This window comes from Bacteroides congonensis (assembly GCF_900130125.1).
GTDB classification, from domain to species: Bacteria; Bacteroidota; Bacteroidia; order Bacteroidales; family Bacteroidaceae; genus Bacteroides; species Bacteroides congonensis.
In genome coordinates this window covers 1,029,602-1,051,814 of sequence record NZ_FQXY01000011.1, presented here as the reverse complement: position 1 = coordinate 1,051,814, position 22,213 = coordinate 1,029,602, and the positions used below count along the sequence as shown (strand labels likewise).

At 38.2% G+C, this 22,213-nt stretch carries 16 protein-coding genes; 12 read left to right on the top strand and 4 right to left on the bottom strand.

All coding sequences use genetic code 11. From position 1 onward, the window contains the following. Positions 1 to 12 precede the first annotated feature (12 nt). Positions 13 to 819 carry a TrmH family RNA methyltransferase gene (locus BQ7997_RS21560; RefSeq protein ID WP_073347994.1) on the bottom strand — a complete coding sequence of 269 codons (807 nt, stop codon included), beginning with the start codon at positions 817 to 819 and terminating at the stop codon, positions 13 to 15. A gap of 54 nt (positions 820 to 873) precedes the next feature. Continuing rightward, positions 874 to 1,908, bottom strand: a complete 1,035-nt coding sequence (locus BQ7997_RS21555) for an alcohol dehydrogenase (protein ID WP_073348502.1) — start codon at positions 1,906 to 1,908, stop codon at positions 874 to 876. Positions 1,909 to 2,164: 256 nt separating this feature from the next. On the opposite strand from BQ7997_RS21555, the gene BQ7997_RS21550 reads away from it, so the two are divergent. The 12 genes from BQ7997_RS21550 (at position 2,165) to BQ7997_RS21495 (ending at position 18,435) form a co-directional block, all read left to right on the top strand. Continuing rightward, positions 2,165 to 4,939, top strand: coding sequence for an AAA domain-containing protein (locus BQ7997_RS21550; protein WP_073347993.1), 2,775 nt, complete (start codon positions 2,165 to 2,167; stop codon positions 4,937 to 4,939). Between the two features lie 164 nt (positions 4,940 to 5,103). Beyond that, positions 5,104 to 5,514, top strand: coding sequence for a DUF3276 family protein (locus BQ7997_RS21545; RefSeq protein WP_235817337.1), 411 nt, complete (start codon positions 5,104 to 5,106; stop codon positions 5,512 to 5,514). Between the two features lie 131 nt (positions 5,515 to 5,645). Continuing rightward, positions 5,646 to 7,151, top strand: a complete 1,506-nt coding sequence (locus BQ7997_RS21540) for a class I SAM-dependent DNA methyltransferase (RefSeq protein ID WP_073347991.1) — start codon at positions 5,646 to 5,648, stop codon at positions 7,149 to 7,151. Positions 7,152 to 7,199: 48 nt separating this feature from the next. Then, positions 7,200 to 8,192 carry a site-specific tyrosine recombinase/integron integrase gene (gene xerA / locus BQ7997_RS21535; RefSeq protein ID WP_004304867.1) on the top strand — a complete coding sequence of 331 codons (993 nt, stop codon included), beginning with the start codon at positions 7,200 to 7,202 and terminating at the stop codon, positions 8,190 to 8,192. Position 8,193: 1 nt separating this feature from the next. Beyond that, a complete protein-coding gene (locus BQ7997_RS21530) occupies positions 8,194 to 8,946 on the top strand; it encodes a restriction endonuclease subunit S (RefSeq protein ID WP_073347990.1) in 753 nt (250 codons plus the stop codon). A 10-nt stretch (positions 8,947 to 8,956) separates the two neighbouring features. Next, a complete protein-coding gene (locus BQ7997_RS21525) occupies positions 8,957 to 10,180 on the top strand; it encodes a restriction endonuclease subunit S (protein ID WP_073347989.1) in 1,224 nt (407 codons plus the stop codon). Beyond that, positions 10,177 to 11,283, top strand: a complete 1,107-nt coding sequence (locus BQ7997_RS21520) for a PDDEXK nuclease domain-containing protein (protein ID WP_073347988.1) — start codon at positions 10,177 to 10,179, stop codon at positions 11,281 to 11,283. The genes BQ7997_RS21525 and BQ7997_RS21520 overlap by 4 nt, the downstream gene beginning before the upstream one ends. 10 nt (positions 11,284 to 11,293) lie before the next feature. Beyond that, complete coding sequence (locus BQ7997_RS21515; protein WP_073347987.1) at positions 11,294 to 11,860, top strand: restriction endonuclease subunit S; 567 nt, start codon at positions 11,294 to 11,296, stop codon at positions 11,858 to 11,860. A gap of 8 nt (positions 11,861 to 11,868) precedes the next feature. After that, entirely contained in the window at positions 11,869 to 12,519 is a 651-nt protein-coding gene (locus BQ7997_RS21510) for an abortive infection family protein (RefSeq protein WP_073347986.1), read from the top strand. Then, a complete protein-coding gene (locus BQ7997_RS21505; RefSeq protein ID WP_073347985.1) occupies positions 12,500 to 15,640 on the top strand; it encodes a type I restriction endonuclease subunit R in 3,141 nt (1,046 codons plus the stop codon). Before BQ7997_RS21510 ends, BQ7997_RS21505 begins: the two co-directional genes overlap by 20 nt. Positions 15,641 to 15,659: 19 nt before the next feature. Next, positions 15,660 to 17,777, top strand: a complete 2,118-nt coding sequence (locus BQ7997_RS21500) for a DUF262 domain-containing protein (protein ID WP_073347984.1) — start codon at positions 15,660 to 15,662, stop codon at positions 17,775 to 17,777. A 223-nt stretch (positions 17,778 to 18,000) separates the two neighbouring features. Next, positions 18,001 to 18,435: a DUF6078 family protein gene (locus BQ7997_RS21495; RefSeq protein ID WP_008021146.1), complete on the top strand. Its 435-nt coding sequence runs from the start codon at positions 18,001 to 18,003 to the stop codon at positions 18,433 to 18,435. Between the two features lie 100 nt (positions 18,436 to 18,535). On the opposite strand, the gene BQ7997_RS21490 is transcribed toward BQ7997_RS21495, so the two are convergent. Continuing rightward, positions 18,536 to 20,626, bottom strand: coding sequence for a BT4734/BF3469 family protein (locus tag BQ7997_RS21490; RefSeq protein WP_073348501.1), 2,091 nt, complete (start codon positions 20,624 to 20,626; stop codon positions 18,536 to 18,538). A 633-nt stretch (positions 20,627 to 21,259) separates the two neighbouring features. Beyond that, complete coding sequence (locus BQ7997_RS21485) at positions 21,260 to 22,147, bottom strand: HEPN domain-containing protein (protein WP_073347983.1); 888 nt, start codon at positions 22,145 to 22,147, stop codon at positions 21,260 to 21,262. Positions 22,148 to 22,213 lie beyond the last annotated feature (66 nt).

Genomic DNA, 22,213 nt, shown 5'->3' with positions numbered 1-22,213 from the left:
TACACACTAATCTCAAGATTGTGGAGCACGAAGTTGCCAAAAGGCCACAGCGGCCGCAGCAGCTACATTGAGCGAATCGACGCCGTGCGACATAGGGATACGGACTACATAGTCAGCCTCGGCAATCGTTTCACAGGGAAGTCCATCCCCCTCGTTCCCCATCACGATAGCTAGTTTAGGTTCAACAGCCAGGATAGGATTATCAATAGAAATAGAGTTGTCCGTGAGTGCCATAGCAGCCGTGCGAAACCCTAAATTCCTCAGTTCAGAGAGAGAGCCATCCATCCAAGTCCATGGAACAAAGAAAACACTTCCCATAGATACTCTGACCGCACGCCGGTTCAACGGTTCACAAGAATTGCGTGTCAGTAATACGGCATCAATTCCAAGGGCTGCAGCCGAACGGAAAATTGCGCCGATATTGGTTGCATCAACAACACTGTCGATTACAACAACACGCCGGGCTTCTTGACACACTTCTTCCATGCTACGTGACACAGGACGACGCATGGCACAAAGCACACCACGTGTCAGAACATAGCCGGTTAGCTCGGCAAGTAATTCTCTGCTACCCGTATAGACAGGCAGTTCACCACAACGTTCAATAATATCAGCGGCATCACCGATAATATGTCTCTGTTCACACAAAATAGCCAAAGGTTCATAACCGGCATCCAAAGCTCTCCTGATAACCTTTGGACTTTCTACGATAAAAATACCCTTATCAGGTTCGATGCGATTACGCAACTGTATTTCAGTAAGAGTACTGAATACTTCAACTCCGGGATGAGATAAAGATGATATTTCGATAATAGGCATACTATTATTTATTACTTTCAATTAAACATACGGGCATTTCATTCACTGAACAGGTCATTTATAAATAGCTACCTTAATGACGCCGTCCAGTCTATTCTCAAAGATACGATAGGCTTCCTCTATTTTATGAAGTGGAAATCTATGTGTAATAAGAGGAGTAGTATCTATCTTGCCTTCTGCAATCAGATTTAGAATCTCCGCACAGTCACAACCATCCACTCCACCTGTCTTAAAAATCAGATTCTTGCCATACATATCAGGCAAAGGGAGAAATTGTGGTTCGTCATAAAGGGCTACGATAGTGACAATAGCATTTGGACGGGCACACTCCCACGCCAAACGAAAAGTATCCGTACTACCAGCCACTTCTAACACAACATCAGCACCACCATGCTCACTATTGTGAAGTACAAAATCCTGGCAGTTTTCAGGTTCTACCACCCATACATCAGGATAATGTTCACGAACAAACCGTATTCTTTCAGGAGACTTTTCACAGACAATAATACGTTGTGGTTTCTTCAGCATCACACACAATAAAGTACAGATTCCGGTAGGCCCGGCACCGATAATAAGAACAGCATCATCTTCGGAAATCTCCGAGATACGAGCAGCCCAAAAGCCTGTCGCAAGCACATCACCGACAAATAAAGCCTGTTCATCGCTAACCGTATCAGGAATGCGGTTCAACCCTTGGTCAGCATAAGGAACTCTGACATATTCCGCCTGCCCCCCATCAATACGACAGCCCAAAGCCCAACCACCATTGGAATCAGTACAGTTATTCACATATCCTCGTTTACAGAAGAAGCATTCCCCACAGAAAGTTTCCACATTCACAGTTACTCTATCTCCCGGCTTCACTGAAGTTACATCACTCCCCACCTCTTCCACGACACCTACCATTTCGTGCCCAACAGTCGTTCCGGGCACTGCACGCGGCACGCTACCATGTTTGATATGAAGATCACTAGTGCAGATACTGCCAAGTGTCACGCGTACGATCGCATCCCGTGAATCTTTTATTTCCGGTTTCGGCTTCTCGAGCAACTCAAATTTTCCGTGTTCAATATATGTGTATGCAAGCATAATCTTCTCCTTGTCTATTAATATATACCTTGCAAAGATAGTGATTTCATTGGCAAAACATAAATATTTTATCATGTTCGATAATCTCAAACAGAATCCCACTCTATTTTACAGTAATAAAAAGCACAATAAAGTAGTTTACTGTTTTTTTACTTCAGCTCTTTGATATTTTGAAAAATACTCTTACTTTTATGTCCTAAATAATCAATAAACAACAAAGACATCAGCACGCCTTATAACATCTGCACACAAGCCTATGATAGATACTTCCGAAAATCTGATTATAATAAAAGGACAAATCAAGACTGCCGAGATAGAGAGTTGCCAAAACTATGGTGGCAACTATAAGATACTATTCCGTAATTCTTCGAGTGCTTATACCTACAAAGAAGAAAATGTTCTTTGGTTAACCTCTCCCGAGAAACCTGCTCCCAATGATTATCAAATAGTCAGTAAAGGAAGAACTTTATCAAATATTGAAGCTCTATACGTTTTTTATGCCGGAAAACACTGTTATTGGCACATTCGTTTTCAGAACGGCAAAGAGTATGATTATAAAGGAGAAGATTTGCAGATTACCCAATCATGTCTGGGAGAACCTTGTTCGAGAAGTGTATTCGAATATTTGAAGAAAGTTGCCGATGTGAACGGATTAAAAGCTGATGACGGAACGAAGTTATTGGCTAAACAATATGAAAAGGTTAACTTTATAGCGGATAACAGGGCTATTGCCGCATATTTGAATCCTCAAAAGTATAAATTGCAGGCTCAAAGCACATCGACTCTGATTTTCCCTTTCGGTTGTAATGCCAGCCAACAAAAGGCAGTCCAGACAGCTTTTGAGAACCAGATAAGCGTTGTACAAGGCCCGCCGGGAACCGGAAAGACACAGACTATCCTGAATATTATCGCCAATATTCTGGTACGCGGCAAAACTGTTCAGGTTGTATCTAATAATAACTCCGCCATTGTAAATGTACTTGAGAAGTTATCCAAATACGATATGGGATTTATCGTCGCATTGCTCGGCAGCACAGCCAACAAAGAGAAATTCATAGAGACTCAGGAAGAAGAGAAACAATATCCGGAGAATTTCGAATCGTGGCATGATGTGGAAGCCGACCAGCCCCTGTTTCTCGATAAAATACATCGTCAGACGGAAGAACTCAAAAGCATATTTTCCAAACAGGAACGCCTTGCCATGGCAAGACAGGAAATACAATCCCTGAAAATAGAATGGCAGCATTACCTGCAAGAATTCGGTACTAAAGAATCTACTATAAAACTACGTGGAAACTCCGGCTCTGCTACTCTTCTGAACTTATGGAACGAATGTCAGCAATTTACGGAAAAAGAGCAGACGTCAAATTTCCGGGGAATCGTAGCTTTTATACAACGGTTGAAATGGCTGTTCTTCAGATTCAAAAGCAAAACGGTTTGCAAAATCCCCGACAAGAATTTCTACAAGCGGGAGATGAGCTCAATTATCGCAGACTTCCAAATCTTATTCTACCGGACAAAACACTCTGAACTGGAAGTTGAGATAGATACATTAGAAAAGGAACTTGCCAACAAAGATGCATCGGAAATGGCTAAGCAAATGGCTGATGCATCGATGAAGTATCTGAAAAACAAGTTATTCCATACTTATGGTAATAATCATGACAAATCGGTCTTTACTTTAGAAAACCTGAAAGATAATTGGCGGGAAGTACAGAAAGAGTATCCTATTATACTAAGCACTACATTTTCATCAGTAAGTAGCCTGCATCGGGATGCCGTATATGATTATCTGATTATGGATGAAGCTTCACAGGTTTCAGTAGAAACAGGAGCTTTGGCATTGTCATGCGCTAAAAATGCAATCATTGTCGGAGACACCATGCAGCTCCCCAATGTAGTCACGGAAGAAGATAAGGAAAAGCTGGACTTTATAGCTAACGCATGTCTGATTAAGGCTGAATATGATTGTGCTCGTATGAGTTTCCTACAATCTGTCTGCAAAGTGATTCCGAATGTACCGCAGACTTTATTACGGGAGCATTATCGGTGCCATCCTAAAATCATTAACTTCTGCAATCAGAAATTTTATGGCGGAAACCTTGTTATCATGACACGTGATAAAGGAGAAAAGGACGTAATCCATGCCATAAGAACCGCCAAAGGCAACCATTCCCGCAGCCATCTGAATCAACGGGAAATAGATGTTATCAAAGAAGAAGTGTTGCCTGCCCTATCCTATGATACGGATGAGATAGGTGTCATTGCCCCATATAACAAGCAGGTAAATGCCGTTAAATCCGCACTTGAAGAAAGTATTGATGTAGCAACAGTCCATAAGTTTCAGGGAAGGGAGAAGGATGCCATCATCATGACTACGGTCGATGACACTATCACCGCCTTTTCCGATGATCCGAATCTGCTGAATGTCGCTGTTTCCCGAGCCAAACAGCAGTTCTATCTGGTCGTATCAGGAAACGAACAGCCCAAAGATTGTAATATCAGCGACCTGATTGCCTACATCGAATACAATAACGGTACAGTCATCGCCAGTAAGATTCATTCCATATTCGATTATCTATACGAACAATATACGGATGCCCGAATCGCCTATTTAAAGAAACATAAGAAAATATCCGAATATGATTCCGAGAATCTGACCTTTGCCTTGATAGAAGACATTCTGCAAGAGAACATCAATATGTGCCATTTGAATATCATTTGCCATTTACCTCTTTATATGTTGATTCAAGACTATTCTCTGCTAAATGCTGAAGAGAGCAAATATGCTGCAAATATTAATACCCATATCGACTTTCTGATTTATAATCGTGTGAGTAAACAACCGGTATTGGCTATTGAGACAGACGGTTATATGTATCATAAATCTGGGACAAGGCAGGCGGAACGTGATGTTAAAAAGGATCATATATTGGAGTTGTATGGTATTCCGTTGGTGAGATTGTCTACTATTGGTAGTAATGAGAAGAAAGTTGTTGTAGATAAGTTAAGCGAAGTATTACATTTATAAATAATAGGAATAGCATCTCAAACCATATTTTTAACGTACATTTTTTGCTCAAATAAAAGTTTTTGCATGCTCTCGCCATAGAAAGAAGAAATTTTACTCCATTTATAATAACAACATCAGTAATAATGCCTATATTTACTCCCAATTTAAAGTACGACAACATTATGGAATATAGATTATCAAGTCATAGTGGAGATTTATTCTTTGAACTGAAAGAAAATAATGAAGAACAATATCTCAAAATAACCCAAAGTAAAAATATAGGTTCCGGAAATTTCAGAAGAGAACAAATATTCATAGATCGTTCAGAGCTATTACAATTCAGAGATGCTATCAACAAAGCTATTGAATATTGGTCTTTAGAAACAAAAAAAGAAAATAAACCAGAGAAGAAATATTCTTTAGAAGAAAAGAGACAAGAATACGGAAATGCTTATTTACCTTGGGAAAAAGAAGCTGACGAATATTTAATTCGCTTATATGAAGAAGGAAAAAGCATCAAAGAATTAACAGAAATCTTTGAACGTAATAATGGTGCTATCCGTTCAAGACTGAAAAAACTTGGGAAATTATAACAAAAACACAGCAAATGTTAAGATAAACATTACTGATTATTCGTATTTTTGCATTAATGACATCAATGTTTTCCAAAAACATTGAATACATATAAAATATAAATCGCAATAGTAAAAAAATAGCTATAAGTATGGCAAAGACAAATACAGCCGAATTAGGATTTGAAAAACAAATATGGAAAGCAGCTGATTTATTACGTGGCAACATGGATGCATCAGAATATAAATCAGTCGTTCTAGGACTTATTTTCCTTAAATATATATCAGACAGTTTTGAAGCAAAACATCAAGCTCTTATCAATGAAGGAGAAGGCTTTGAGGAAGACAAAGATGAATATTCCTATGAGCATATTTTCTTTGTACCCAAAGAAGCTCGTTGGTCGGTCATAGCAGAAGCAGCGCATACTCCGGAGATTGGCACTGTCATCGACAATGCCATGCGACTGATAGAGAAAGAAAATCCTCGTTTAAAAGGGATTCTTCCTAAAAACTTCGCGCGACCAGAATTAGATAAACGCCGTTTAGGGGATGTTGTGGATTTATTTACAAACGTTCAAATGAAAGAACATGGGGACAGTAAGGACATACTAGGGCGTACCTATGAATATTGTCTCTCCAAGTTTGCGGAAGCAGAAGGAAAACTTGCCGGTGAATTTTTTACACCTTCATGTATTGTCCGTACATTAGTTGAAGTGCTTCAGCCATATAGCGGACGCGTATACGATCCGGCTTGCGGCTCTGGTGGTATGTTTGTACAATCAGCCAAATTTATCGAACGACATCATGGAAATATCAATAACATATCAGTATTCGGTCAAGACAGCAATCCTACTACATGGAAAATGGCTCAAATGAATCTGGCGATTCGAGGCATTGAACCTGACCTTGGAAAATTCAACGCTGACACATTTTTTGATGACCAGCATCCTACACTAAAGGCTGATTACATTCTGGCAAACCCTCCGTTTAACCTAAGTGATTGGGGAGCTAACAAACTTCAGGATGATGTACGCTGGAAATATGGTATACCTCCTGCTGGAAATGCCAACTTTGCCTGGCTTCAACACATGATTCATCATCTTTCCCCCAAAGGACGTATAGGAATGGTACTTGCCAATGGTTCTCTATCCTCGCAAACAGGCGGTGAAGGAACTATCCGCGAAAATATTATAAAGGCAGATCTAATAGAAGGAATTGTAGCATTACCTTCCCAACTTTTTTATACAACAGGTATTCCAGTCTCTTTATGGTTCCTCAACCGGGCTAAAAAACAAACGAATAAAATACTGTTCGTTGATGCCCGTAATATGGGTAGTATGGTTACTCGCAAACTCCGTGAATTATCCGAAGAAAATATAATGAAAATAGCGGGTACTTTTGATGCTTTCAATTCAGGAACTTTAGAAAATGAAAAAGGTTATTGTGCTGTTGTATCAATAGAGGATGTAGCCAAACAAGATTATATCCTCACCCCGGGGCGGTATGTAGGAATTGCAGAAACAGAAGATGACGGGGAACCGTTTCAAGAAAAAATGGAACGTTTAACTTCTGAATTATCTGATTTATTTGCACAATCCCATGACCTCGAAGAAGAAATTCGCAAACAATTATCTAGTATAGGATTCACAATCAAATAAATATTACTATATTCTTCGATTTATTAATTAACCCAATAATAGAAGAATATGAAAGAAAATTTGATTCAAGAAATTAGCAATGCGATGACAGATGTTTTAAGTATAGAACAAATGGCTCAACTTAATGGAGTATTACTTCAAGTTATAAGTAAATACACCATTACAAAAGACGGTGAGAAAGAGCATGAAAATGCTGCAACAAACGACCGTCTGCTTGAAATCTTTTTGTCCGCAAAGCAAGTTGAAGGCTGTACTACTCCGACTATCAAATATTATAGTTCAACAGTCAAACAACTTTTCAAGACTATGCCTAAAAAAGTAGTAAACTATTCTACAGAAGATATACGAGCATATTTGGCTGTATTCCAACGCAAGCATAAGTCCAGCAAAGTGACAATAGATAATATTCGACGAATCTTTTCTTCCTTCTTTTCATGGCTTGAAGAAGAGGATTATATTATAAAGAGTCCTATACATAGAATCCATAAAGTAAAAACCGGCACACAAATCAAAGAAGTGCTTACTGATGAGAACATCGAGCACCTTCGCGACAACTGTACGGAAATTCGTGACCTTGCAATGATTGATCTCTTATGCTCAACCGGGATGCGTGTCGGTGAATTAGTAAAACTAAACCGAGAAGACATCAATTTTAATGAACGAGAATGCATCGTTTTTGGCAAAGGCAATAAAGAACGAATAGTATATTTCAATGCAAGAGCTAAAATACATTTACAACAATATCTTAGCTCCCGTAAAGACAGAAACAAAGCATTATTTGTCTCTCTTGCCAAGCCACATAATCGACTACAAATATCAGGCGTAGAGGTTCGGTTACGTAAAATTGGACATTCTTCAAAAATAGCTCGTGTCCATCCTCACAAATTCCGACGAACACTTGCTACAATGGCTATAGATAAAGGAATGCCTGTAGAACAAGTACAAAAGTTACTCGGTCATGTAAAAATTGATACTACCATGCATTATGCTATGGTTAATCAAAATAACGTAAAATTATCTCATCGTAAATACATTAATTAAAATGCGGATAAGATACAATACATATAACAATAAGAATCATCTGTTTTCCAAAAACAGGCAGATAAATGATAATTTAGAGCAGCAGGCACAGGCGTTGTTCAAGGCGTGGTTCGTGGACTTCGAGCCTTTTAAGGACGGTGAATTTGTGAATTCCGAGCTTGGAATGATACCAAAAGATTGGAGGATTGTTAGCTTAGGCGAAGTCACAAAGCAAATAACAGAAAAGGTCGGCAATCGTAAAGACGTAACAGTACTGTCTCCTATAAATTCAGGAGAATTGGTATTGTCGAAAGAATACTTCAACAAACAAGTATTTAGCACAGATTTATCAAAATACTTAATTGTCAACCCTTTATCATTTGCTTATAATCCTGCTCGTATTAACATTGGCTCAATTGGGTTAAATACTTTCGACTTTGTGGGCTGTGTTAGTCCGGTTTATGTTGTTTTTGAGTGTGAACCTAATTACCAGTATTTCTTCGACTTTTTCAAAAGAACAGCAACGTTCAAAGAAGAAGTAGCTTTAAGAGCTATTGGTGGAGTCAGACAATCGCTCAGCTATAATGATTTGGCGCTGATAAAAACAATATACCCAACACCTGATGTTATAGTCGAGTTTAATAACCTCTATTTGAAAATGAAAGAGGTTACGAAAAAGAATACAACGCAAAATGAAAAATTCATTTCTTTGCGAGATTCGCTTCTCCCGAGGCTAATGTCGGGCGAACTAAAAATTAACGATTTAAACAGCTAAATTCTCATTTATGGAAGAATATAAATTATCAGATATTGCAGAAATACAGACAGGTCCTTTTGGCAGCCAATTACATAATGAAGACTATGTTGCAACCGGAACTCCGATAGTAACAGTTGAGCACTTAGGAAATAGACGATTTTCAAAACAAAATTTGCCATTGGTCTCTGATGATGATAAAAAGAGACTTTCTAAATATTTGCTACAAGAGGGGGACATTGTATTTAGTCGTGTTGGCTCTGTAGATAGATGTTCATATGTAACTTCAACTGAAAATGATTGGCTTTTTTCAGGTAGGTGCTTGCGCGTTAGATGTGGCAATAATTGCCATCCATTATTTTTATTTTACTATTTCTGCAAAGAGTCTGTTAAGCAATATATTAAGAGTATAGCAGTTGGTGCAACAATGCCTTCTATCAACACTAAGCTAATGGCTGAAATACCTATTCTATTGCCAAAACTTGATGAGCAGAAAAGAATTGCAGACATTCTTTCCTCCATCGACGATAAAATCGAGCTGAACCGCCGGATAAATGATAATTTAGAGCAGCAGGCACAGGCGTTGTTCAAGGCGTGGTTCGTGGATAATCCTAAGCCAAATTGGAGCGAAACGACATTTTCAGAAGTGGCAAATTTCATCGGAGGATATTCTTACAAAGGTGAAGAATTGACTGATAGCTCTAATATTGCCATGGTTACCATAAAGAATTTTGGACGTAATGGCGGATTTAAGGCAGATGGCTTTAAGGGTATTGCCCCGTTTGTAAAACTTAAAGAATGCCATTATGCCAATCTGTTCGATATTTTAGTTGCACATACCGATTTAACCCAAAATGCAGACGTGATAGGAAATGCAGAATTATTACTCACCTATGGTAGATATGATAGCATAATTTTCTCTATGGATTTGGTTAAAGTGTTGCCTAAAAATAATTTCCCATATAGATTCTTACTTGCAGCAATGCTTAAAAATAAAATATTTAAGGGTCATTGTCTTGGATATGTAAATGGAACTACCGTACTTCACCTTAGCAAAAAGGCATTGCCAAATTTTGAGGTAAAAATACCACCTAAGGCAGAAGCAAAAACGATGAATGATGCTTTTGCTCCTTATTATCAGCGAATGGCAGAGGTGCTACAAGAGAATGATAGGCTTATTCACCTTCGTGACACACTTCTCCCGAAGCTGATGTCTGGTGAATTTAATATAAATGCAAAATCCAGATTACAATGAGCAAATCAATAAATATACTTGATAAGGAATATCTGCAATGGGTGAAAGACCTTTGCGGACGCTATCGCCAAAGCCAAATAAAGGCAGCGGTGAAAGTAAATGTGGAACAGTTGAAGTTCAACTGGCTTTTAGGTCGTGATATTGTAGAATTGCACGTTGAAGAACGCTGGGGAGAAAGTGTTATCACACGATTGAGTAAAGATCTGCGTGAAGCTATACCCAATGCGGCAGGATTGTCGAAGAGTAATATTTACTATTGTCGGAAATTTTATCTGTTGTACAAAGATGCTCTTCAAACTTTCCACCAAGTTGGTGGAAAAAATGAAACGGAATCATTCCACCAACTTGGTGGAATATTTGAAGTCCCTTGGAGGCATCATTGCTTGATAATGGATAAAGCAAAAGACGACATAGACAAGGCACTGTTCTATGTTCGCCAGACGGTGGAAAATGGCTGGAGCCGTAGTATGTTGCTCAATTTTATAAGCACAAATCTTTATGAACGGCAGGGCAAGGCACTGACTAACTTTACAAAAACATTGCCCGATGTGATGAGCGACCTTGCACAGGAACTGACTAAAGATCCTTACAACTTTGCTTTTACCGGAATAACAGGACGTTACAATGAACGGTTACTCAAAGATGCACTATTGAATAACATCACCCGTTTCCTTATTGAATTAGGGACAGGGTTTGCTTATGTGGGCAAAGAATATCGTTTGGAGATAGGTGAAACTGAAAACTTTATTGACTTGCTCTTTTATAATCTTTCCCTCTCTTGCTATGTGGTAGTGGAAGTAAAGATTGGCAAATTTGCGTTTGCTGACATCGGGCAATTAGGTGGTTATGTGGTAGCTTGTAATCATATACTACGTAGGAAAGGACGAGATAATCCAACCATCGGCTTACTAATTTGCAAAGAGAAAGACCACATACAGGCTCAGTATGCTTTGGAGTCAAGCAGCCAACCTTTGGGTATATCCGAATATGATTTGGAAAAGTTCTATCCCGAAAAAGTGGAAGGTACTATGCCTACCATTGAAGAGATAGAAGCTAAATTAAGAGATACTGATGATAGTGAAACCAACGATTTAAACAGCTAAATTCTCATTTATGGAAGAGTGGAAGAAATATAAACTGGGGGAAATAGCAGTCATAAAAGGAGGTAAAAGATTACCTAAAGGCATTGAATTAATTTCTATTCCCAATAGTCATCCATACATACGGATAAGAGATATGTATGTTAATAAAATAATGGAATTGAATGGTGATTTCGAATATGTGGATGATGTAACACAAAAATCCATTCAAAGATATATAGTAAAACAAAACGATATTATTTTGGCTATTGTCGGAAATACTTTAGGATTAGTGTCAATAGTCGGAAAGAGTTTAGACGGTGCTAATTTAACAGAAAATTGTGTCAAGATTGTATCAGATAACCTAGTAACACAAAACTATATTTATTACTATTTAAATTCAGATTTTGGACAAAATGAAATCAAAAAAGGCATTGTAGGTGCTGCTCAACCTAAACTACCTATCAAAAATATAATGGATATATCAATTGCCTTACCACCCTTGAAATATCAAAAAGATGTTATAGATATCTTATCTTCAATAGACGATAAAATCGAGCTGAACCGCCGGATAAATGATAATTTAAAATTAATCGCCTAATATTCACTATGCTTTGGATTCGAAAATATATTAACCAAACACCGAGTTTCAACTACTTTGAGACTCACATTTCAACCATCGAAAAGACAGTTGAAACGAATCCTGCATTATGTATAGAAACCTGTAAGAGTTTAGTTGAAAGCATTTGCAAAACAATACTTACTAATCAAAATATCGAACACGACAACTATGGGCAATTTCAAGCTTTGGTAAAGCAAACAATAAATTGTCTGATAGATACAAATGAATGCTATAAAGATGATTTATGTGAACTCGTCAGGAGAATAGCGTCAGTCTCCCAAAAACTAGCGGAAATAAGAAATATTTCCGGATTTGCGTCTCACGGTCAAGACATTAACCATGTCTCAATGAGTACAACAATGTCCTTACTGGCATACAAAATAACAGATGTGTTAGGTGGGTTTATTATACATTATTACATAAATCATGCAAGTAAAAGAGACTCACGCATACATTATGAAGACTGCCAAGAATTCAACGAACTGTTTGACGAAGAAAATCCTCTGGAATTAGGTGGAGTTATTTTATCTGCTTCCGAAGCATTATATAAACAAGACTATCAAGCATACAAAGAAATATATTTTTCATATTTAGATAACTTAGAAAAAGAACGAAAATATGTCATTTACAGAAGGTAGTTATGAAAAAGCATTGATAGCTCTCTTCGAGAACTTAGGCTATCAGCATCAATATGGTCCCAATATTGAACGAGACTATTATGTACCTTTTTATGAAGAACAATTAATTGAAAGCTTAACCACTATCAATTATGGAAAACCTCGCCCGGCAATTGACGAAGCCATATCTAAACTAAAAGATATCGAAATAGGTAGCCTGCCACAGAGGAATGAGCTTTTCATGGACTATCTTCAACATGGAATCGAGGTCTCTTTTTTCGACGGAAAAGAACAACGTAACGACATCATCTACCTGATAGATTACAATGACAAAAACATCAAGCGTAATGACTTTAAAGTTATTAATCAATGGACGTTCGTTGAAAATTCAGAAAAACGTGCTGATATTATTCTATTTGTCAATGGTTTGCCACTCGTTGTGATTGAGTTAAAATCTCCATCAAGAGAAGAAACAAATGTATCTGAAGCCTATCTTCAGTTACGTAATTACATGAAAGAAATTCCCTCACTTTTCGTATATAATGTCTTTTGCGTTATGAGTGACATGGCTTGCTCAAAAGCGGGAACAATCACCAGCAATGAAGACCGTTATATGGAATGGAAAACCAAAGACGGGAAATATGAAAGTTCCCAGTTTATTGATTATGATACCTTTTTTGAAGGAATATTCATAAAAGAACGTTTCATTGACATTATCAAGAATTTCATTTGTTTTTCTAAAGAAGAATCAGGTGCTGCAAAGATTTTAGCCGCCTATCACCAATATTTTGCTGTGAAGAAAGCAGTAGAACGAACTAAAAGGGCAACACAAGGTGACGGAAAAATCGGAGTCTTCTGGCATACGCAAGGAAGCGGAAAATCACTATCAATGGTATTTTACGCTCATCTTCTTCAGGATGAATTAAGCCAACCAACTATTGTAGTCATTACCGACCGGAATGATTTGGACGATCAACTCTATACTCAATTCTCCAAATGCCAACAATTCTTGCGCCAAATACCCGCACAAGCTAAAAGTCGGGAAGATTTAAAATCACTATTAGCCGGACGAGAAGCCAATGGAATAATCTTCACTACAATGCAGAAGTTTGAAGAATCTGACGAACCTCTTTCTCTAAGACGAAATATTGTAGTCATGACCGATGAAGCACATCGAGGACAATATGGATTTGAAGAAAAAGTAAACGAAGAAACTGGAAAAATATCAATCGGTACTGCAAGAATTATACATAATTCATTACCCAATGCGTCCTTTATAGGTTTCACAGGAACACCCATTTCTACTAAAGATCGAGATACAACAGAAGTGTTCGGCGACTATATCGACATCTACGATATGACACAAGCAGTATCCGATGGTGCAACTTGCCCTGTGTACTATGAATCTCGTGTCATCAACCTAAATCTTGACAAAGATACATTAAAAGCAATAGATGACGAATATGAAATACTTGCGTCGGAAGGTGCTACTGAAGAACAGATAGAAAAGAGTAAAAAACAAATGTCGCACCTTGAAGAGATACTTGGCGCACCTGCTACCATAGATTCACTGTGCAAAGATATTATAAATCATTACGAAGAAAACAGGCAATTTGAATTAACAGGAAAAGCAATGATCGTCGCTTATTCCCGCCCTATCGCAATGAGTATCTATCATAGAATCTTAGAACTTCGCCCCGACTGGACTGATAAAGTGAAGGTGGTAATGACAGGCAGCAATAAAGATCCGGAAGAGTGGCATGACATTATTGGCAACAAACAATACAAGAAAGAACTTGCCAAGAAATTCAAAGACAACAATGACCCTATGAAAATAGCCATAGTCGTAGATATGTGGCTTACAGGCTTTGACGTACCATCTCTAGCGACAATGTATGTCTATAAGCCAATGAGTGGGCACAATCTCATGCAAGCAATAGCTCGTGTGAACCGCGTCTTTAATGATAAAGCTGGTGGTCTTGTTGTCGACTATATCGGGATAGCCAAAGCATTGAAACAAGCAATGCACGATTATACAGTACGAGATCAAAAAAGATTCGGCAATCCCGATATCAAAAAAACTGCTCTTATTAAGTTTCAAGAGAAATTGGAAGTTTGCCGAGATATCTTCCACGGTTTTGATTATAGCAACTTCCAATCCGGCACAGATAACGATCGTGCACAAATTATCAAAGGTGGAGTCAACTTCCTCATGGACAGTAATAAGAATGATAAAATGCAACTATTCCAAAAGGAATCGTCCCTATTACATAGTTCAATCACATTATGCCGTAGCCTGCTTAATGAGCAACAACGCTATGAAGCAGCTTTTTTTGAGACAGTACGAATATTACTATCCAGAATGACAGGCAAAGGTAAAGTTTCCAAAAAAGAAATAAACGCCCGTATTGGCGAACTTATCAAACAAAGTGTAAAAAGTGAAGGTGTAATCAATTTATTCTCGGATGTAAAAGCCGAATTCTCCATTTTTGACGCAGCATTCTTGGAAGAAATATCCAAAATGAAAGAGAAAAATATAGCAATAGAGCTATTAAAGAAACTTTTGGCGGAAAGAGTTACCATATATCAAAAAACTAATTTAGTTCAAGCGGAAAAGTTTTCTGATTTATTAAACAGAGCATTATCTAACTATTTGAAAGGATTACTTACTAATGAAGAAGTCATTCAAGAGTTATTAAAGCTTGCTGCAGAAATCTCGGAATCAGAAAATCAAGGCAATGAATTAGGACTTACTGCAGAAGAAAAATCATTTTACGATGCTTTGACCAAACCGAGAGCAGTACAAGATATATATACGAACGAACAACTAGTTGCGATGACAAAGGAGTTAACAGACGCCCTACGCAAAAATCGTACAATCGACTGGCAGAAGAAAGAATCCGCCAGAGCAGGGATGCGTCGTATGATAAAAAGACTTCTGAAAAAATACAAATATCCACCAGAAGAAGCTGAAAATGCACTGGAAACAGTTATCCATCAATGTGAGCAATGGAGTGATAATGATTCTGAGGAATACCCTATCAATGAAGATACACAAAAGTATAACTTTCAACCAAGTTACTACTCAATAGCTGCTGATGAAATACAAGAAGGATATAATAAAAAAATCAATGACTTTTAAAAATTTAATTGAATAACAGATGAAAGGACATGAAATACCTCTCAGTAAATATATTGAAGGAAATAAAATGCAATTAATTATTCCTGTATATCAAAGGAACTATGACTGGAAAAAAGAAAATTGCGATCAGTTGTTTAACGATCTGAAAAAGCTAGTCCATTCCGAAAGAAACCATTTCTTCGGATCTATTGTAACAGGAGTAGCTGATTCAATAGGGAATAACAGGCTTGTTATAGATGGCCAACAACGCATTACAACCATTTCTATTCTTCTTTTAGCAGCGATACATGCTTCAGAAAAAGGAGAAATGGAGATAAGTGACATTTGTAAAATAGATGAAGCCACAGAAATTTTCCTAATGGCAAAATATTGTGCATCTGAAAGGAAATATAAACTTGTCCCTATAGAAAGGGATATGGAGGCTTACGATAAAGTATTTGCTGGCGACCCGACAAAGTTTGTGACGGACTCTAAAATTAGCAATAACTACATTCATTTCTATGAATTACTCACAAAAGGAAATCGACCTTTCACTTTTGATGAATTGCTGAATGCAATCGAAAAACTTCAAATAATTTCTATTGAGTTGGAATCAAACGATGATGCACAACTTATCTTCGAAAGTTTGAACTCAACTGGCCTTGCTCTGACAGAAGCAGACAAAATTAGGAATTATCTCCTAATGTCACTATCGAGAGAGGAGCAACAAGAATATTTCAAAAAATACTGGCAAAAGATTGAACTGTCAACAGGGAATGAGCCTACAATGTTCCTAAGAGACTATCTAACTATAATTCAACAGCTCCAACGTCCGCCACGTATAAATCTATTATACTTTGAATGGAAAAAGTACATGGAGGAGCGTGATAGGAAGGTTGAGCTAGCTAAGATGTTGGACTATGCAAAATTCTATTATCAAGCGACTAATGCACAACTATCTACCGAAAAACTATCAAAGAAAATGCGACAAATATGTAACATCCAAACAGATGTTTTTAACGTGTTTTTCATTCCATTTTTAAAATATGCCGAAGATAAAGAACTATCAGAGTCGGAAATCTATAATGTGATTGACCTAATAGAAAACTTTATGGCAAGACGTATTGTATGCAATATTCCCGGTAATGCTTTGACACAAGTATTCTGCGCTCTACACAAAGATGTATTGAAAAGTTATGAAGAATATAAAGATGCCAGTATAGTTTGTCCGTACAGATACGCCGAAATTTTAACATACCACATTATGAGAAGAGATGGTAACTATCAGTTGCCTCGTGACACACAATTTATTGAAGCCATCAAGACTCGTGACGCCTATCACATGCCAAAGCCTTTCCAAGTATTTTTATTTGAACGCCTCGAAAATGCTATTTCTGGTGAGTACAATGACGTTGCTAATCAAATGAATAAAAAAAATGCAAGCATTGAACATATTATGCCACAAACACTTAATGACGAATGGCGCCAGATGCTTGGCAACGAATATGAAACTCTAAAAGAGAAATACCTTCATACCTTTGCAAACCTGACTTTGACTGGAATCAATAGTGAACTTAGTAATAACTCATTTATTACTAAACGTGACGGTAAAATGAAGAGCGGAACAAAATATCCAGGCTATAAAGATTCCATATATCGTCTTACACGTGGAGTAACAGAATGTAATCAGTGGACAGAGGCTGAACTTATTAATCGTGGTCAAGAAATAGTTGACATTTTTATGAGTTTATATCCTCAGCCAAAAACAGAATTCAAGCCAATTCCTAAGCCTATTGATGAAATTAGTCTTGAAGATGAAACATTTAATCCAGCTAATAGATTACTACGTGGATTCACACTATTTGGGCAGACGTACACTGAGACAACATGGAAAAGCATGTTATTACGTATCGTGAATATTTTATCTGACAAGTATCCAGACATAGTGGAATCACTGTATGATGCAGGAAGCTATTTTTGGAAAACACCAGGCGATAATGAACAATATTGCACAAAAATTTCTAATGGCAAATACTTATGGACCTCAATGGATAACAAGAACAAACTTCGTTGTCTACGATATTTATTTGAAAAGTGCGATATAGCTGAATCCGAATTAACCATTCAACTAGAAGTTCAAAAAGAGCAAGAGGAATAAATTAAGATTTTAGAATATAAAAAAACAGGATTCAAATATAAACAAAATTATAGCTGAATCCTGTTTCTATTTACACAAATTTTGAAAAGGACTTCTTGCATATCAGTAATATTTGTCCAAACGTTTTCCATTCCCAAAATAAAGCCCTACTTTTGTGAAGAATATTTTCCCGTAAATTAACGTATTAACAATAATATCTCACAAATAAAATAAACCCTACAAGATGAAAGAAGAATCCGACAGCCCGTCTGTCCCCTACAATTTTTCCCGGTGTTTCAACGACCAATGTCCGCAAGCCTCGAAATGCTTACGCCACGTAGTTACGCAAGATAAAATAGCAGACTATCTTTATATCTCCATCGTTAATCCGGCACGTTATCCTGCGGATGGGAACCAATGCGAATGTTTCAAGACTGCCGTCAAAGTTCATGTGGCGTGGGGACTTAAACGGTTGCTCGACAGAATCCCTTATGAGGATGCGGTCAGTATCAGAATACAATTGGTGGGGCACTATGGGAAAACAGGATATTACAGGTTTTATCGCGGAGAACGGGGGCTTATGCCTAAAGACCAAGCCTACATCAGACAACTATTCCGTAATAAAGGAATAAAAGAAGAACCAACTTACCAACGTTACACAGAAGAATATATTTGGTGAGTTGCTGTCATCTGTCACAGTTTAGGGGTTAATAGTTTAGTAATGAACCGATAAGACTGTGACAGCAAGAGGTGACGGCAGGGTGATGGCATTCTTGCCGTCACCTTGTTATTAATCTTACAACATGATAGAGTGTACCGCTACGCGTATGTTTGGAAGGGATTTCTTGCTTTTTCAATATTCTTCCGAAGGAATTGACCCTTTTGACAGACATCGGGATTGAACTGCCTTTTTGAATATCTTCCATAATCTCTGCCGGAGACAGCCACTCCCCTTCCTCAGACTGTGCAGCACGGAAATAACGGAAGAAAAGTTGTTCTTCCGGCGGAACTAGTTCAAATTCACGGTTGTTTTCCACCATAATCTTTTCTTCCTCCTGGTCGAACCAATAACGTTCGCCATGCTCCAATTCGTACATGGCTTGTGCGTAAAGCTGCTCATAGTCTATCGGACGGTTGGTATCAATCACTCCGGTCACTTCGATGCAAATAAAACGACGGCTGCCGGAAGGGTCGGTCAACAGGTCTTTCTGATTACTTGTGGCTATGAATGAGGCATAACGGCGCATTTCGAGCACGGCACTGCCATGAGGTTTCTTCACATTCAATACAGGCTTTTGCAGAATATGTTTCAGGAAGCCTTGTTGCGTCGAACTCACCTGGTCAAATTCATCAATATTGATAAGTGCAAAACGATTGAGGTAAAGTTCGGCATCTTTCTTTCGGGAGAAATCAATGCTGTCGGTATAGTAGGAACGTTCGGAAGGTGGCATTATGCTCCGGCAAAAGGTGGATTTGCGTGTCCCTTGCGGTCCGACGAGTAAGGGCGAAACACTGTTTGCATACTTTTTATTACTTCCTTTCCAATGAGAAACCATATTGAGGAACCAACGGTGGAACAAATCCATCCAATACGGATTCTTACAGGGAACGGTGGCTGCCAATGCACGGATACGATCTTTGCCGTCCCATACCGGAAGCCGGTAGAGAAAATCTTCCAACGGGTTGAATACAGGTACGCGGTTGGAGTAGATATAACGGCTTATATCCCTGTCCCACAACGGAATACCTTCCATTTGCGCATCCAGGGCAATGCTGTTCAGTGCACGTTTGTCGAGAGGATTGAAGCGGAAACGGAAAGAAAGCCTTTCACGATATTCCACCTCGCCGATTTGGGTGTTATGGCGGAATTCATAGCGGCGTTTCATGAATTCTTCGGTCTGTAAGGCGAGTTGTTGCTCTTTACTCAGGCTGATATTCTTGCCGAAACCTTTGCACTCGGTATATATATTGCCAATCATTTGACGGATAAGCGCTTCCTGTTTATACATATAGAAGTGGAAAACGGTACGTTTCACGACTTCTTCTTGCAGAAGTCCCGAAGCAAAACAGTTTTTAGCCAGTTGGACGACTAAAGGATGCCATGTGTCTTCGCGCAATTCAAGTCCCACTTCCCTGAGATCGGCATATGCTTTCCGTAAAGCGGCTTCGAAAAGCATCAGGAAGGCATTTTCCGCATCATATCCCGGTACGGCACGGGTCAATGGAGATTTCTCTGCTTGAACCGCTTCCCGGAAAGTGGTTTCTTCGGGCATTGATGACGGTTGGGAGAGATAAAACTGGACTGAATCCGGACGGTAGATGATGTCCGGGTCGTGGGATAAGCGCGAATATTGTTCCAGAGTCGGTTCTTTGGGAAGTATATCAAACGGGATTTGGGGCTGATAACATTTCACAGCCAGTCGATAGGCGTGAGCGTGGAATAGTTCCGCTTCTTCCCGTGTTTTGGGAAGGGAGTTGTCCGGCCGGGTGAAGGTAGTCCATATTTTCACCGTTTTGCCACTTGAACCCATGAAAGCACAACGGGTTTGGGGTTGCTCGCAGGCTTTTTGTTTCACTAATGCTATTTCCGACTTATTGGACAAGGGGCCGATGGTCAGTTCTACAATACCGTTGTAGCTTTTCATCTGTTTCTGACCGTTTACTTTTCGGAATTCGGCGGCGGGAATTATTTGAGGAAGTTTATCGGCAAACATACACCGTTCGTCAGAAAGGGTATATCGCAGATGCTCTCTGAATGTAGAAACAGGACGGGATTTTATTTCTGTCTTTATCTTATTTACAAGTATATCAAGATCCATTACGCTGAGCGCTGTCGTATCTTCGTTCTTACGAAATTGAGTAATTTTCATTAATTTGATAATAAATTGTTTTGTCAGCGTCTTTGTGATCGTTGAGACTGCTAAAGTAGTCATAATATCCGAAACCGGCAAGGAAAACAAGTTTTTAATATAAAAAATTATTGATATATCAAGTGGGTCTTTAACTGATAGAAATGGGATTGTCACCACTCTATTACGAAGAAATTAGTTTTTCTCTGCTTGAAACTAAAGTTTCAGCTAGGAGAAACTATAGTTTCATCGGCAAGAAACCAATGGTTTCAAGCAATTGGAACTAGAGTTTCAAGCGTATGAAACTAAAGTTTCAAACCGCAGAAACTAAAGTTTCGCACCTTGAAACTGTTGGTTTCAAGGCAGGACACAACTCATTAGTACGGGGATAATAAATTGAACGACTTATCCATATATGGCTGATACTATTCATTTTCGAACAGCGTCTTTATTTTGTCTTTGTTTTCTATGTGACAGCATTATTGCTATCACACTGCTGTCACCTTGTGCTGTCACAGCGTTAAGTACTTATAATCTGCAAGTTAGATTATAATCTGTGACAGATGACAGATATATTTTGTTTTTTATTTCATAGGATGCTGAATCCTAAGTTCAAGTTATAAATGTGACACCAACTTATTTCACAGAGAACAATTATTCCGCCATCATATCATATTCCGCAATTTTCTCCTTGCACAAGCGTTCAGTAATATCTTTCAGAATATCTACACGGGAAATAAGGTATTCCAGTTGTTCTTGTGAAATACTGAAATCTTTGTTATAGCGAGCTTCTATGTAAGAACGACACAATAAATCAAAGCATTCTTTCTCTGTATCTGTATTTTGAGGGAAGACAGTAGTCAAGTCCATAGAAAAACGCTTTACCATCCCACCAAGTTCTTTGATTTTATGACTCTTCGGACGATAGTTCGTAAAGACCATCAGAATACAATTATAAAGTTTCTCACATGTCTGGTGAAGCAGAAATGCAGAAATTTTATTTTGTTTCTTAGGCAAATAAAATTCATTCACTCCTTCCAAAAGCCCGCAAGCATATGGATATAATTCATCAAATTCTTTTTGCGCAATATCCCGAATTTCCTTAAAACTCAACTTCCGTGGTTTAGCCAATTCGTGTTTGCCACTATTATAAAGCATAATGCCCTCCTTTACTATATCCGTAAAGAAATACTGGCTGACTTCCAAGTTACGGTTTACTGTATTAATATGCTCTACTATAAATTGTGGGAATGCATGACGGCGGTTTGCAAATAAGTCATGATATTTATTAGTAATACGATAGAGTTTTTCTTCCACTTGTTTAGTAGGTCCGGTTATGACGACAAGAATATCATAATCACTCTGATAGGAAGTATGAACACCAAATTCTATATTACTGTCCCATAAAACATAATTTCCCCTTGCATAACTTCCGAACAGGATAACCATCTGACAATTCCCGATGCTTTTACGCACTAAATCCAGCAAGACGGTCAATTCTTCCTGTGTCCGTTTGGGTAAACGTTTTATTGACTTTTTCATTATCATTCTTATTTGTAACTTTACAAAGGTACAAACTTTACCATACCCTAGCAACAGAGATACAAA